Consider the following 13,572-nt stretch of genomic DNA (forward strand, 5'->3'; position numbering starts at 1 on the left):
TCAATCTTAGACCTTCATCAATTCAGCTTCTTTAGCAGCCAGACGTTTTTCAACTTCAGCAACAAATTTATCAGTGATTTTCTGAATGTCATCACCTGCACGACGCTCATCATCTTCAGAAATTTCTTTTTCTTTCAATAATGCCTTGATGTCACCCAACACATCACGACGAATGTTACGAATGGCAACTTTGGCATTTTCAGCCTCATTACGTGCAACTTTCTGCATGTCACGACGTGTTTCTTCAGTCAGTGCCGCCATCGGTACACGAATCGCGTCAGCCGTAATTGGGTTCAAGCCCAAGTCTGATTCACGGATCGCTTTATCAATTGCAGAGACCATTGAACGTTCAAATGGCTGAACAAGCAATGTACGCGAGTCTTCAACCCCCACGTTCGCCACCTGGTTTAATGGCACATCCGAGCCATAGTAAGGAACCATAACACCGTTCAGGATGGATGGATGCGCGCGTCCTGTACGAACCTTGGAAAAACCATGCTCCAAAGACTCAAGCGTCTTGTTCATACGGTCTTCAGCGTCTTTTTTAAGATCGTTAATCATGTGATCTTCCTTACTTAATTCTAAGAGATGTAATAACTAAATAGCGTGTAGTATAAAGAGCTTTCAGGCTCACGTACATTAATTCGTAACGTGAGTACCCTCTTTTTCACCCATCACCACTGAAAGCAATGAACCAGCTTTGTTCATATCGAATACTTGAAGTGGCACGTTATGGTCACGACATAGGCAAATCGCGGTTAAATCCATCACACCTAATTTTTCATCAAGTACCTGATCGAAAGTCAGTGCTTCGTATTTCACAGCATCATCGTATTTGCTTGGGTCTTTATTATAAACACCATCCACTTTAGTTGCTTTTAGGATCAGGTTGGCTTCAATTTCGATACCACGTAAGCAGGCTGCTGTATCGGTAGTAAAGAACGGATTACCTGTACCGGCAACAAATACACAGACTTCGCCTTGAGTTAAATGACGAATCGCATCACGACTTGAATAAGATTCAACCACAGCACCAATTGGAAGTGCTGACATTAAGCGGGTTTTAATGTTACGGCGCACTAAAGCATCGCGTAATGCCAGACCATTCATTACCGTAGCCAACATACCCATCTGGTCACCAGTGACACGGCCAACCAGACCATCTTTTTGCAATTGGCTACCGCGGTACAGGTTACCACCGCCCACTACGATACCCACTTGTACGCCTAAACCGACCAAGTGCGCAATCGCCAGGGACATTTGATCAAGCACAGTGGCGTCAATACCCATATCTTTGTTTCCGGCAAGTGCTTCACCAGAAAGTTTCAATAAAATACGTGCATAACGGGGCTTTTTTGAGTCCAACATCAGGAAATCTCCAAATCTTCCAATATCTAAAATTTTATTCGTCTATTTTTATGACAGATCAAGCTGATTTAATGCGAATCAACTTTGCATATAAGTCATATTCATCGGCATCAGTAATTTCCACTTCCAGCAAATCACCCGCTTTAATCTGACTTTTATCAATATCTTCTACAAAGACATTACCATCAATTTCAGGCGCATCGGCATAAGAACGCGCAACCGCAACCGGGAATTCATCTTCCAGATCATCGACCAGCACAGTCATGGTTTGGCCAATACGTTTTTGCAGTTTGGCTGCAGAAATTTCCTGCTGCACTTGCATGAAACGTTCATAACGGTCTTGCTTGATTTCTTCCGGTACATGGCCTGGCAAATCGTTGGCAGTTGCACCTTCAACGGGTGAGTAAGTAAAGCAACCTACGCGATCAAGCTGAGCTTCTTTGAGCCATTCCAATAGCATTTGGAAGTCTTCTTCTGTTTCGCCAGGGAAACCCACCACAAAAGTTGAACGAATCACAAGATCCGGACATTTTTCACGCCACAATTTTAAACGCTCTAATGTATTTTCACTGTGCGCTGGACGTTTCATCAGTTTCAGAATTTTAGGGCTGGCATGCTGGAATGGAATATCCAGATAAGGTAGGATTTTACCTTGTGCCATCAAATCAATGACTGCATCCACATGCGGATATGGATAGACATAGTGCAGACGCACCCAGATACCTAACTGACCCAATGCTTCACACATATCGTAAAACTTGGTTTTTACCGGCTGGCCGTTCCAGAAATCCAGCTTGTATTTGGTATCTACACCATAAGCGGAAGTATCCTGAGAAATCACCAGGACTTCTTTCACACCTGCACGCTTGAGCGCTGCTGCTTCTTCAAGTACAGAACCGACCGGACGTGATACCAGGTCACCGCGCATGCTTGGAATAATGCAGAAGGTACAACGATGGTTACAGCCTTCTGATATTTTTAGATAGGCATAATGTTTAGGGGTTAAACGAATACCCTGCTCCGGAACAAGGTCAATAAACGGATTATGTTTTGGTGGTTCAGGCACGTACTGGTGTACGGCTTCCATCACTTCTTGATATGCTGCAGCACCCGTCACTTTAAGGACATTGGGGTGCATCTGGCGAATTTTTTCTTCATCTTTACCCAAGCAGCCAGTCACAATCACACGACCATTTGCACTCATGGCTTCGCCAATTGCATCTAAAGATTCTTGTACTGCAGATTCAATAAAACCACAGGTATTAACAACTACTAAATCAGCACCATCGTAATCCGATGCTACATCATAACCTTCAGTCTTCAACTGAGTTAAAATTCGTTCGGAATCTACCAATGCCTTAGGACAACCTAAAGAAACAAAACCGACTTTGGGGGATTTCATGAATCTGCGCTCCACTATAATGCGCGTATTGTATGTCTTTTCCAATCATAAAAACAGGTGGAATCCCGACTCTTTGTATTACGCACCAAAATACGGCTATATTTTTAGCAAATAATTCAAACGCACCATTTTGGTTCACTAATAATTATATTTCTATTACTATGAAATTGGAATTCTGTTATCAAAAACAAAAAAGCACAGTTTTATAGCGGCAGAATTTATATTTACCTCCATGCTCAAAGTTGGCGTGCATTTTGCTTTATTTCGACCACGTTTAACTCGTTGAATGTCCCATAACAGGGAGAAATGAAAAGAAGTGCAGATGCCATTGCGCTATTTTAATACAGGATGCTTTCGCAAATGGATCAACCCGTCGCTATCGACTATCGCCTTTTAGTGGATAATTTAACCACTGCAGTTTTATTGGTCGACAGTAACCTGAATATTTTTTATTTAAATTCTTCTTGCGAATCCTTGTTCGACATCAGTTTACTACGGGCGGCGGGACAGCCGGTGTTAAATTTGCTGCATATGCCGGATGATGAGTTCAATACTGAAGAAGCCTTACTCAATACTTTTACAACCGGACAGCCCTATACCCGTCGCGAAGCGACCATTAGTGTCAATTTTAAAGATATTCATGTCGATTACACTGTATCTCTGATTAATTCGCAGAAACCCTATCATCCGCTCCTCTTGATTGAGCTGAATCAAATTGACCGGATGCTGAAAATATCCAAAGAAGAAAACCTGATTCAACAACACCAAGTGGCGAGACAACTGATTCGTGGTGTCGCCCATGAAATCAAAAACCCCTTAGGCGGAATTCGTGGCGCTACCCAATTACTGGCGCGCAGCCTGAATGACCCGCAATACAAAGAATTTACCGATATTATCATTAGTGAAGTAGACCGTTTGCGCAATCTGGCCGACACAATGCTCGGCTCCCGCCAACTACCAAGTTACGAACTGGTCAATGTGCATGAGCCTCTGGAACGTGTACGTTCACTGATTACCAACCAAACCAAAAAGAAAATCAAGATTACCCGTGATTACGATCTGTCTTTGCCCGAAGTCATGGCAGATCGCGACCAGCTGATTCAGGTCATGCTCAATATCAGTGTCAATGCCGTACAGGCCATGATGGAAAACAGAGAATTCTTTGTTGATCATCAACCGGAATTGATTTTAAGAACCCGGATTCAGCGCCTGGTCACCATTAATGGGGTATTAAAACGTTCTGCAGTCCGTATTGATATTGAAGACAACGGTCCAGGCGTTCCAGAAGAAATTTTAGAATCGGTATTTTATCCACTGGTCACAGGACGTGCTAAAGGCACCGGACTGGGCCTGAGCATTGCACAGAATATTATGCACCAACATAACGGAATGATTGAATGCCAATCTGTTCCAGGAAAAACAGTATTTAGCTTATATTTACCTTGGGAGTCTAACCATGTCGCGAAATAAAATATGGGTCATTGATGATGATCGTGCCATGCGCTGGGTTTTGGAAAAAACCTTCAAAGAAGAAGGCTTTGACGTGACCAGTTTTGAAGAGGCACAGTCTGCACTGGATCAGCTCAGCATAGATGCACCTGATGTTATTTTAACTGACATTCGTATGCCTGGCATCGATGGTCTGACTTTCCTGGGCAAAGTCAAAGGCACCCATCCTGATTTACCGGTTATTATCATGACCGCGCATTCAGATCTGGAATCTGCCGTATCCAGCTATCAAACCGGTGCTTTTGAATATCTGCCAAAACCCTTTGATATTGATGAAGCGCTGGCACTGGTCAACCGTGCCATCCTGCATATTGCCAAATTACAGCAGCAGGAATCTGCCAAAGTCACCCCGGCCATTCAATCGACTGAAATTATTGGTGAATCTCCTGCCATGCAGGAAGTGTTTCGCGCGATTGGCCGTTTATCCCAGTCACACATTACCGTATTGATCAATGGTGAATCGGGAACTGGTAAAGAGCTGGTCGCGCATGCGTTACACCGCCATTCTCCACGCAGCAGCAAACCTTTTATTGCTTTAAATATGGCAGCCATTCCTAAAGACCTGATTGAAACCGAACTTTTCGGTCATGAAAAAGGTGCTTTTACTGGTGCCAACTCACAGCGCCAAGGCCGTTTCGAGCAAGCCAATGGTGGCACCCTATTTCTAGATGAAATTGGTGACATGCCATTTGAAACCCAAACCCGTTTACTGCGTGTTCTGGCAGATGGCGAGTTCTATCGTGTCGGTGGACATATCCCGGTTAAGGTCGATGTACGTATTGTTGCAGCAACCCATCAGGATCTGGAAAAACTGGTGCATGACGGACGCTTCCGTGAAGACTTGTATCACCGTCTAAATGTGATCCGTATTCATATTCCAAAACTGGCCCATCGTCGCGAAGACATTCCTATGCTGGCGCAGCACTTCTTGGCTCGCGCGGGTAAAGAATTGGGTGTCAATCCTAAAATCTTGCGCCCTGAAACCCAGGAATATATGCAACAGCTACCCTGGCAAGGCAACGTGCGTCAGTTAGAAAATACCTGTCGCTGGCTGACTGTCATGATTACCGGACGTGAAGTTTATCCTGAAGACCTGCCTTCAGAACTGAAACAGATTCCAATTCAGCGCTCAGCCGAAGATACACAACCACACAACACCTTTGACCGTATTTCCCTACATCATTGGGATGAGTTATTGGGTCAATGGGCCATCCAGAAACTGAAAAATGGTGAAATGAAGATTCTGGACATTGCCACACCAATGTTTGAACGCACGCTAATTACTGCCGCTTTGCAGCAAACCCGCGGGCGTAAACGTCATGCAGCTGAATTACTGGGCTGGGGACGCAATACCCTGACCCGAAAATTGAAAGAGCTGGGTATGGATACTGCCGATGATGATGTAGAAGAAGAAATCGAAAGCTAAACTTTTCTATCCATAAAAAAGCGCCTAAAGGCGCTTTTTTATTATTGTATTTTCACCTAGTAAATACTTACGCAGTAAAACCCACATAACGAAAATAGCCTTCAGCCCCCAGATCAGATTTAAAAATCAGATAATCGGGATACGTAGCTTGGATAATTTCGGCCCACATATTCACCTGGTCATCATGGGCATGCAGATCATCTACAGAGCGCAGCATGGTGTGTTCGAATTCATCCGTGATATATTCAAAGCCAATATCCATAGCGATAAACAAGACATGTTCACAGGGTTGTATATATTGTTCTTCAGCCCAATTGATCACGTGCTGCTGACAGTGTGGACATTGGATATTATCTGTGGCTTGAATATCGAGTTCGATCAGTTGATAGCTCATAACATTTTAAATTCAGTTTTCTATCCGGCTATATTAACAAACTCAAGTAAAGTGAATGCTTAAAATACTTAATAAAAAAAGGGAATCCTCAAGATTCCCCCTTTTTTCATAGCCTTATGCTTTTATTTATGTGCTGCTTTATAATGTGAGAGTGCAGTCACCGCTACTGCCGAGATAGCCACAGCAGGTAAACTGGCCATTAAAATCCCTGTTGTTCCCAAGCCGATCGCTAAAATTTTTCCTGTGAGTAACGGCCCAGTCATTGCACCTAATCGACCCAAAGAAATCGCACTGCCCACGCCTGTGACTTTACCTGTACCCGAATAGAAAATCGGTGAAATGCCATACAGAATCGATTGTCCGCCTGTCGAGAAAATCCCGCCCATAAAGCCTGCCAAAACAAGTACTGGAATAGAGCTAGAGGTAAATAACAGTACAAGGGCAATAAATAAACCACTATAGATAATCACCGCCATTTGCCACAGTTTTAAACGGTCCAGCAAATAACCCAAAGCCAGAGTACCAATTACAGCACCTACCTGGAATACCAGCATCACCATAAAAGCCTGTGGTTTTTCCAAACCTTGTTCCATAAGCAAATTAGGTAACCAGCTAATCAAAATATAATTGATCATCAGGGTAAAGAAAAAGCCCACCCAAAGCGGCATGGTATATTTATATTGCTGGTTTTTAAATAGCACCTCAACCATACCCGGAACAGCTTCATCTGCAGCTTGCTCAACAGCGACTTTCTTAGGCTTGTCTTTAAGAATAATCGCCATGAATGGCAGCAGAACTAAAGGGGTTAAGCCACCAATCAAAAATAGAGTATGCCAAGAAATATCTTTAAATAAGATAGCCAAGCCTGCAACAAAAATTGCGCCTACCGGTAATCCGCAATACATCAAGCTGTTCAGCTTGCCGCGATTGGCTTCAGTCGCCTCATCACCCACCACAGAAATCATGGTTGGCATCGCAGCACCCAAGCCTAAGCCGGTAAAAAAGCGCGCTGCATATAAAATTTCCATACTCGGCGCGATCGCAGTAAGCGACATAAATAGGCCGAAAATTGCAATTGAAAGCATTAAAACTTTCTTCTGACCCAAAAAGTCGGCAACACGTCCACCAAAGAACGCACCAAACAACATACCAAAAACACCCAAACTAAATACATAGCCCATTTGCACCTGGTCTAGAGCAAATGTTTCAGCAATTCCTTTTGCGGCAATACCGGGAGCCTGAAGATCAAAACCTTCAAAAAATGCGACCCAAAAACACAAAAATACTGTTAAGAATTTCTGCATTTTACCTGTTTGTATTTGTGCCATGATTGAACTCCGTCCATATTAAGCAAATTAGCCCACAGCAATTTGCTTCACTATTTTCAGATCAATCTGTTGAAATAAATACCACTACAATGGTCGGGTTTAATGTGCGCTACCTCAAAGAAAATCATTCAAATTAGACATAAAAGATTAAAAAAATAGACATAATAGATCTTAATTTTATTTATTATTTCATATTTTCAAATACTTATAATTTTGGTAGTTATTTATGATCAAACCATAGTCAAAAGTAATAGTTTAAAATTAAATGATAAAAAAGCCCGCATTTAGCGGGCTTTTATTAACTTGACTCACATTGTATTAAGCAGTTTTTTCGCTTGATTGTTCTTACGAATGGTAATCATCACCAGTTGAACTGCTGCTGGTGTTACGCCTGGAATACGGCTTGCTTGAGCCAATGTTTCAGGACGCACATCTTTTAATTTAAGTGTAATTTCCCGAGAAAGACCAGAAACCACATCATAATCAAAGTCTGCTGGAATACGAGTTTCTTCCAGACGCTTCATTTGCGCCACATCTTCTTGCTGACGGTTGATATAACCTTCGTACTTCACCGCAATTTCAATTTGCTCACCGACAAATGCAGAAACTTCTGAACCTGTCAGTTCCGCAATTTGAGCAAAGCTGATGTTAGGACGTTTCAACAAATCAATAGCAGAACATTCTTTAGACAAGTCTGCACCAGTCATTTCCACGAATTTTTTACCCATCGGGTTGTTTGGCGCAGCCCAAAGGTGTTGCAAACGGCCTTTTTCTGTTTCTACCGCTTCCATTTTTTCACAGTAAGATTCCCAACGCTCATCATCCACCAGACCCATTTCACGGCCAATGGCAGTTAAACGCTGATCCGCATTGTCTTCACGCAGCATCAAACGATATTCCGCACGTGAGGTAAACATGCGGTACGGTTCTTTGGTCCCGAGTGTAATCAAGTCATCAACCAATACGCCCATGTACGCTTCATCACGTTTCGGTGTCCATTGTTCCTGATCCCATGCACGGCGTGCCGCATTCAAACCTGCCAACAAACCTTGCGCACCTGCTTCTTCATAACCAGTTGTACCATTAATTTGACCTGCAAAGTACAGGTTATTGATGGCTTTAGTTTCCAATGAGAATTTCAAGGCTTGCGGATTGAAATAGTCATATTCAATAGCATAACCTGGACGAAGAATATGTGCATTCTCCATACCACGAATTGAGCGCACCAGTTCAAACTGAACATCAAATGGAAGAGATGTAGAAATACCGTTTGGATAAAGCTCGTGCGTATCCAGGCCTTCCGGCTCAAGGAATACCTGATGCGAGTCTTTATCGGCAAATTTGTGAATTTTATCTTCAATCGATGGGCAGTAACGTGGACCTACCCCTTCAATCACACCAGTATACATTGGTGAACGGTCGAGGCCTCCACGAATGATGTCATGAGTTTTTTCATTGGTATGGGTGATATAACAGTTGATCTGTTCCGGATGCATTGATGCATCACCCATAAATGACATGGTCGGAGACGGGAAATCACCCGGTTGCGGAGTCATGACAGAAAAATCCACTGAACGTGCATCAATACGCGGTGGCGTACCTGTTTTTAAACGACCTACAGGCAAGTTTAATTCACGTAAGCGTGCAGCCAATGCAATAGATGGAGGATCACCGGCACGACCACCAGAGGCATTGTTTAAGCCGATGTGAATCACACCACCCAAGAAAGTACCGGTCGTCAAGACTACTGTTTTCGCATCAAAGCGGATGCCCATTTGGGTTACAACACCTTTAACGGTATCGCCTTCAACAATCAGGTCATCTGCCGCTTGCTGGAAAATATCCAGATTCGCCTGATTTTCCAGAGTATGACGAATTGCAGCTTTAAAACGTACACGGTCAGCCTGGGCACGTGTTGCACGTACTGCAGCACCTTTACGTGAATTCAGGATACGGAACTGAATACCACCTTTATCGGCAGCCAATGCCATTGCACCGCCCAAAGCATCAATTTCACGAACCAGATGTGATTTACCAATACCACCAATGGCCGGGTTACAGCTCATCTGCCCTAAAGTCTCAATGTTGTGAGTCAAGAGCAGAGTCTGTCGACCCATACGCGCTGCAGCAAGGGCTGCTTCGGTACCTGCGTGACCGCCACCGATAACAATGACATCGTAAACTTTAGGATAATGCATAATGGTTTGAGAGATTAAAAATGATGACGGAGCATTATATCAAAACTGAGCAAAATAAGTTGACAAAATGAGTCAAATTTCTTGATGAAGATTGAAGAGATTTTTAACCTTTTAATGTTGCAATGTAATCCTGCTTTTCAAACTCGCTATAGAAATTAAACATTTAAGCAATTTTTTTTACTTGATTAGCATTGTTTAAATTTGATTACTTTTTAATCTATAGATTGGATACATTACGAACAAAGGTATAAAAGATGAATAAGAATATTTTCCTCTCATCCATACTCTGTGGTTTATGTTTTGCGCCATTTGCAGCTTCAGCAAATGATAAGGTCGAAAAGGTATATGATACTCAAAGGTACCAAAAGGTGTGTAAAGGTAAAAGTCAGGGTGCACAGGTGAGTTTTGCATATCGAGGTATTATCTGGAATGGTACCTGTGAACCTCAATTCTTTCCTTCAGTAAAAAATTCGTCCATCGCAGGAGATGAACCTGAGTTAACCAGTGCATGTAGCGGAGATACCGGTGCAACAACTGTAAACATCAACGGGACTGAAGTTAAAGGTAAATGTACTTTAGGTTTTATGGCTCCTCGTCCTTCTTCTCAACCCCAAATGCAGATGCAGCATGCTCAACCAGAAATGCAAACCCAGCCTCAAATGCAGCCAAAACCTGAGATGCAACCACAATAATCACCATAAAATGTTAATTTTATTAAAATTATTAACGGGTAAAATACCTAGGTTTTACCCGTTTCATATATTGCTTATTTAAAAATCTTGTTTAAACTCTACGGATATCAAAGGATAAAAACAATAAAGGATATTCAATGGATTCAGGTCTCTTTACCCTTTTTTTACCTCTTATACTTGCTTTTATGATGATTGGTTTAGGGCTTGAACTCACAGTTAAAGATTTTCTTCGTATCCGTCATCACCCTAAAGCTATTTTTTTAGCTTTATTTTCGCAACAAGTCATTTTGGTTGGCGTGGCATTTTTTATCTGTATTTTATTTAAGCCTTCTCCACTTTTAGCGATTGGCTTAATGTTGCTTGCCGCTTCTCCTGGTGGCCCTACAGCAAATTTGATTAGCTATATTTTCAAGGGAGATGTGGCGTTAAACCTCACCCTTACAGCCCTTAATTCTATTATCTGTACCTTTACCCTGCCGTTTATTGTCAATTTATCCATGCATTATTTTTTAGGTGAGTCGCAAAGTGTTGCCATGCCTATTGAAAAAATAACCCAAGTCTTTTTAATTATTTTTGTTCCGGTTTGTTTGGGTATGTTGATTCGTTCACTTACCCCCAACACTGCATTGCAACTCAACAAACCCATGCGATTATGTTCAGTAATTTTTTTATTTTCGATTTTCTTGTATGCCCTTTATAAAGAACGATTCAATGTCACCGAATACTTTTCCGAGATTGGGGTTGCCATCGCGCTGTTTTGCCTCATCAGTTTTTTAGTGGGTTATCTAGTTCCACATTTATCTGGAATTTCCGACAAACAGGCACGCGCATGTACATTTGAAGTAGGAATTCACAACACAGGCATGGCGCTTACTATTGCACTTTCCGTGTTATCAAATACCACCATTGCCATTCCCGCAGGAATTTACACTATTTTTATGTATATTTTTGCCACATTATTCGGCATGTTATTAAATAAATTCGCAGCTCATCCAGCGGCTATAACGCCCTGATTTCGCTTCTGTAAATAAAGAGTGCAAACTGCTTCTTTTGCTTTTTCAAGATAGTTTTCATCAATATATAGTGGTTTCAGCCTGAGTTCCGTTACAATGGCATTTTTAAAAACACAAATTTAGGTTATCTCCGTGAAGTGGTTACAAATTCATATTACTGTTGAGCAGGCTCAAGTCGATTTTACTGAAACATTATTAAGTTCATTGGGTGCAGTGAGCGTAACTTTAGACGATGCTGAAAATCAGGACTTGCTTGAACCACTTCCAGGTGAAACGCCTCTGTGGAATAAAGTCATTGTAACCGGTATCTATGCGCAGGAAGATGATGAAGAAATTGATGTAGATGCCCTCATTACCTTTATTACTGCACAGATGCCTGAAGCACCATTACGTTACGAGTTTCTTGAAGACCAAGAATGGGAACGTACCTGGATGGATACCTATGAGCCTATTCAAATTGGCGAGAAATACTGGATTGTACCTGAATGGATGGAAGCTCCTGAAGCCGATGCAGTAAATATCAAGCTTGACCCAGGTCTGGCTTTTGGTACCGGTAACCATGCCTCAACTTTCCTTTGCCTGCAATGGCTCGGCAAAGTCGATCTCAAAGATAAAATTGTCATCGATTATGGTTGTGGTTCAGGCATTTTAGGGGTTGCCGCTTTATTACTGGGCGCAAAAAAAGTCTATGCTACCGATATTGACCCACAAGCTGTACTGGCAACCAAACAAAATGCAGAATTGAATGGTGTACTTGAAAATCTGTATGTTGGACTACCTGAAGAGTTCAATAAAGAGCTGAAAAATCAGAAAGCAGATGTGTTTGTTGCCAACATTCTGGCAGGTCCCTTAATGGAGCTTGCGCCTGAATTCGCAACTTTGGTTAAATCTGAGGGGGAGTTCGCACTTGCCGGCATATTAGAAGAGCAAGTTGCTGATGTTTCTAGTGTTTATTCTGAATTTTTTGATATACTGCAAGTCGAAAAACGTGACGAACATTGGTGTCGAATTTCGGGTAAACGCAAAAATACCCCTGCTAATCATGAATAGACTATGAGCGAAAAACAAACCTGCTGCCCCAACTGTTTTACCAAGTACAAAGTCTCTGTGGCTCAACTTACAGTTGCTCGCGGCATGGTTTGTTGTGCCAAATGCTCAACCAACTTTAATGCATTGAGTCATCTGGTCGTAGAGAAAGAAGAGGCTTTTTCTCTCCCTCAAGCAACTCCCTCTTTAGATCCAGCCAAACAAACTTCTTTATCCAATGCATTCATTAAAGAACAGTTCATTACAGAACAGAAACCGGTAAAACATTTATTGGATATTTTCGATCATAAAGTTGAAAACTCGAATATCGATTTAAAAACTTATCTCAATAACTTGAATTATTTTAGTACAGAACCGATTGGCAACTACCCCACACTAAACTGGTCAGAAAAAGCTGAACAAGAGAAAAAATATGGTGCGCGGCATTATGTTTTATGGGGAACAATCAACTTATGTTTAGTCAGCTTGCTTGTTTTTCAGTTTTTCTGGTTTAATCCGAAAATTTTAAACAATAGCCCAGTATTCAGTGCTTTGTTTAATACAGCATGTCAGGCACTTAAATGTTCGGTTATGGAAGAAAATTATCGACTACTCTCTACCAACAAGTTAAAGGTTAAACAAATTTCCAAACAAGAAACCCAGTTTAGCGGAGAACTAATTAACTATCATACTCAAAGCCTGGCTCTTCCAATGATCAGGGTGGATCTGAAAGCAAATGGGGAAACCATCTCGACCTATTCCTTTAAGCCTTCTGAATATCTGATTACGAGTCTGCAAGGAATTCAACGAATTCCCCAGAATAGTCCTTTTAAATTCAAATTTAGCGTTCCTATGCCACGCAAAAGCTTTGACACTTATAGTTTAGAAATAATTCGCCCGTAACATTGAAAAAAACTATTAAAAAATACAAAAAAATGTAAAAAAAATGTAGTTTTCTTGCTCACTTTTTCTTAGACAATGCTATCATACGCGCCACGAAAGCTTAGTGCTGCAAACTCCTCGAAAATTTTTACAACAAAATTGTCTAACTGAAATGCGCTTTATTAAATATAGCGTATTGAGTAGATTTTTTTGTTTTGATTTTGGGTGGTAACAAATATTAATCTATTGTTACGCTTAAATTTCGATCAAAAACGTCGAGTTGTGGCAAGCTAAATGATCAAGTTTTAGAACTTCCGTTTTAGGATCTAAAACG

12 protein-coding genes are annotated in these 13,572 nt (G+C 41.6%); 6 read left to right on the plus strand and 6 right to left on the minus strand.

The genetic code is table 11. The features are described 5' to 3' along the window. Positions 1 to 6 precede the first annotated feature (6 nt). From frr to rimO, 3 genes are all read right to left on the minus strand, one after another. On the minus strand, positions 7 to 561 hold the full coding sequence (frr, locus tag FTT83_RS05435; RefSeq protein WP_180176331.1) for a ribosome recycling factor: 555 nt from the start codon (positions 559 to 561) through the stop codon (positions 7 to 9). Positions 562 to 639: 78 nt separating this feature from the next. Continuing rightward, complete coding sequence (gene pyrH, locus FTT83_RS05440) at positions 640 to 1,368, minus strand: UMP kinase (RefSeq protein ID WP_086196397.1); 729 nt, start codon at positions 1,366 to 1,368, stop codon at positions 640 to 642. Positions 1,369 to 1,426: 58 nt separating this feature from the next. Beyond that, entirely contained in the window at positions 1,427 to 2,770 is a 1,344-nt protein-coding gene (gene rimO, locus FTT83_RS05445) for a 30S ribosomal protein S12 methylthiotransferase RimO (RefSeq protein ID WP_180043566.1), read from the minus strand. Positions 2,771 to 3,130: 360 nt separating this feature from the next. Between rimO and glnL the strand changes: the two genes are divergently transcribed. Next, entirely contained in the window at positions 3,131 to 4,240 is a 1,110-nt protein-coding gene (glnL, locus tag FTT83_RS05450; RefSeq protein WP_166168179.1) for a nitrogen regulation protein NR(II), read from the plus strand. Then, positions 4,227 to 5,705 carry a nitrogen regulation protein NR(I) gene (glnG, locus tag FTT83_RS05455; protein ID WP_086196400.1) on the plus strand — a complete coding sequence of 493 codons (1,479 nt, stop codon included), beginning with the start codon at positions 4,227 to 4,229 and terminating at the stop codon, positions 5,703 to 5,705. The genes glnL and glnG overlap by 14 nt, the downstream gene beginning before the upstream one ends. Positions 5,706 to 5,772: 67 nt before the next feature. Here the strand turns inward: glnG and FTT83_RS05460 are convergent, their stop codons facing one another. From FTT83_RS05460 to mnmG, 3 genes are all read right to left on the minus strand, one after another. Next, the gene (locus FTT83_RS05460; RefSeq protein ID WP_086196401.1) at positions 5,773 to 6,099 is read right to left on the minus strand and encodes a hypothetical protein; all 327 of its coding nucleotides are present in this window, start codon (positions 6,097 to 6,099) and stop codon (positions 5,773 to 5,775) included. Between the two features lie 122 nt (positions 6,100 to 6,221). Next, positions 6,222 to 7,427 carry a 3-(3-hydroxy-phenyl)propionate transporter MhpT gene (mhpT, locus tag FTT83_RS05465; RefSeq protein WP_086196402.1) on the minus strand — a complete coding sequence of 402 codons (1,206 nt, stop codon included), beginning with the start codon at positions 7,425 to 7,427 and terminating at the stop codon, positions 6,222 to 6,224. Positions 7,428 to 7,735: 308 nt separating this feature from the next. Beyond that, positions 7,736 to 9,625 (minus strand): tRNA uridine-5-carboxymethylaminomethyl(34) synthesis enzyme MnmG, encoded by a 1,890-nt coding sequence (gene mnmG / locus FTT83_RS05470; protein ID WP_086196403.1) that lies wholly within the window; start codon positions 9,623 to 9,625, stop codon positions 7,736 to 7,738. Positions 9,626 to 9,879: 254 nt separating this feature from the next. Here mnmG and FTT83_RS05475 point away from each other — a divergent pair, with 254 nt between their 5' ends. From FTT83_RS05475 to FTT83_RS05490, 4 genes are all read left to right on the plus strand, one after another. Next, positions 9,880 to 10,317: a hypothetical protein gene (locus tag FTT83_RS05475; protein WP_180176332.1), complete on the plus strand. Its 438-nt coding sequence runs from the start codon at positions 9,880 to 9,882 to the stop codon at positions 10,315 to 10,317. 137 nt (positions 10,318 to 10,454) lie between these two features. Then, the gene (locus FTT83_RS05480) at positions 10,455 to 11,330 is read left to right on the plus strand and encodes a bile acid:sodium symporter family protein (protein WP_180043624.1); all 876 of its coding nucleotides are present in this window, start codon (positions 10,455 to 10,457) and stop codon (positions 11,328 to 11,330) included. Positions 11,331 to 11,462: 132 nt separating this feature from the next. Beyond that, positions 11,463 to 12,380 carry a 50S ribosomal protein L11 methyltransferase gene (gene prmA, locus FTT83_RS05485; RefSeq protein ID WP_180043639.1) on the plus strand — a complete coding sequence of 306 codons (918 nt, stop codon included), beginning with the start codon at positions 11,463 to 11,465 and terminating at the stop codon, positions 12,378 to 12,380. A 3-nt stretch (positions 12,381 to 12,383) separates the two neighbouring features. Continuing rightward, positions 12,384 to 13,259, plus strand: a complete 876-nt coding sequence (locus tag FTT83_RS05490; RefSeq protein WP_180043641.1) for a DUF3426 domain-containing protein — start codon at positions 12,384 to 12,386, stop codon at positions 13,257 to 13,259. Positions 13,260 to 13,572: the final 313 nt, after the last annotated feature.

The sequence above is a fragment of the Acinetobacter sp. YH01018 genome, from assembly GCF_013420295.1.
GTDB lineage: Bacteria > Pseudomonadota > Gammaproteobacteria > Pseudomonadales > Moraxellaceae > Acinetobacter.

Excerpts from the sequence above, each read along its gene's own strand:
- FTT83_RS05460 (WP_086196401.1), bottom strand. The coding sequence starts at position 6,099 with ATGAGCTATCAACTGATCGAACTCGATATTCAAGCCACAGATAATATC.
- FTT83_RS05480 (WP_180043624.1), top strand. The coding sequence starts at position 10,455 with ATGGATTCAGGTCTCTTTACCCTTTTTTTACCTCTTATACTTGCTTTT.
- glnG (WP_086196400.1), top strand. The coding sequence starts at position 4,227 with ATGTCGCGAAATAAAATATGGGTCATTGATGATGATCGTGCCATGCGC.
- mhpT (WP_086196402.1), bottom strand. The coding sequence starts at position 7,427 with ATGGCACAAATACAAACAGGTAAAATGCAGAAATTCTTAACAGTATTT.
- pyrH (WP_086196397.1), bottom strand. The coding sequence starts at position 1,368 with ATGTTGGACTCAAAAAAGCCCCGTTATGCACGTATTTTATTGAAACTT.
- FTT83_RS05490 (WP_180043641.1), top strand. The coding sequence starts at position 12,384 with ATGAGCGAAAAACAAACCTGCTGCCCCAACTGTTTTACCAAGTACAAA.
- glnL (WP_166168179.1), top strand. The coding sequence starts at position 3,131 with ATGGATCAACCCGTCGCTATCGACTATCGCCTTTTAGTGGATAATTTA.
- rimO (WP_180043566.1), bottom strand. The coding sequence starts at position 2,770 with ATGAAATCCCCCAAAGTCGGTTTTGTTTCTTTAGGTTGTCCTAAGGCA.
- frr (WP_180176331.1), bottom strand. The coding sequence starts at position 561 with ATGATTAACGATCTTAAAAAAGACGCTGAAGACCGTATGAACAAGACG.
- mnmG (WP_086196403.1), bottom strand. The coding sequence starts at position 9,625 with ATGCATTATCCTAAAGTTTACGATGTCATTGTTATCGGTGGCGGTCAC.
- FTT83_RS05475 (WP_180176332.1), top strand. The coding sequence starts at position 9,880 with ATGAATAAGAATATTTTCCTCTCATCCATACTCTGTGGTTTATGTTTT.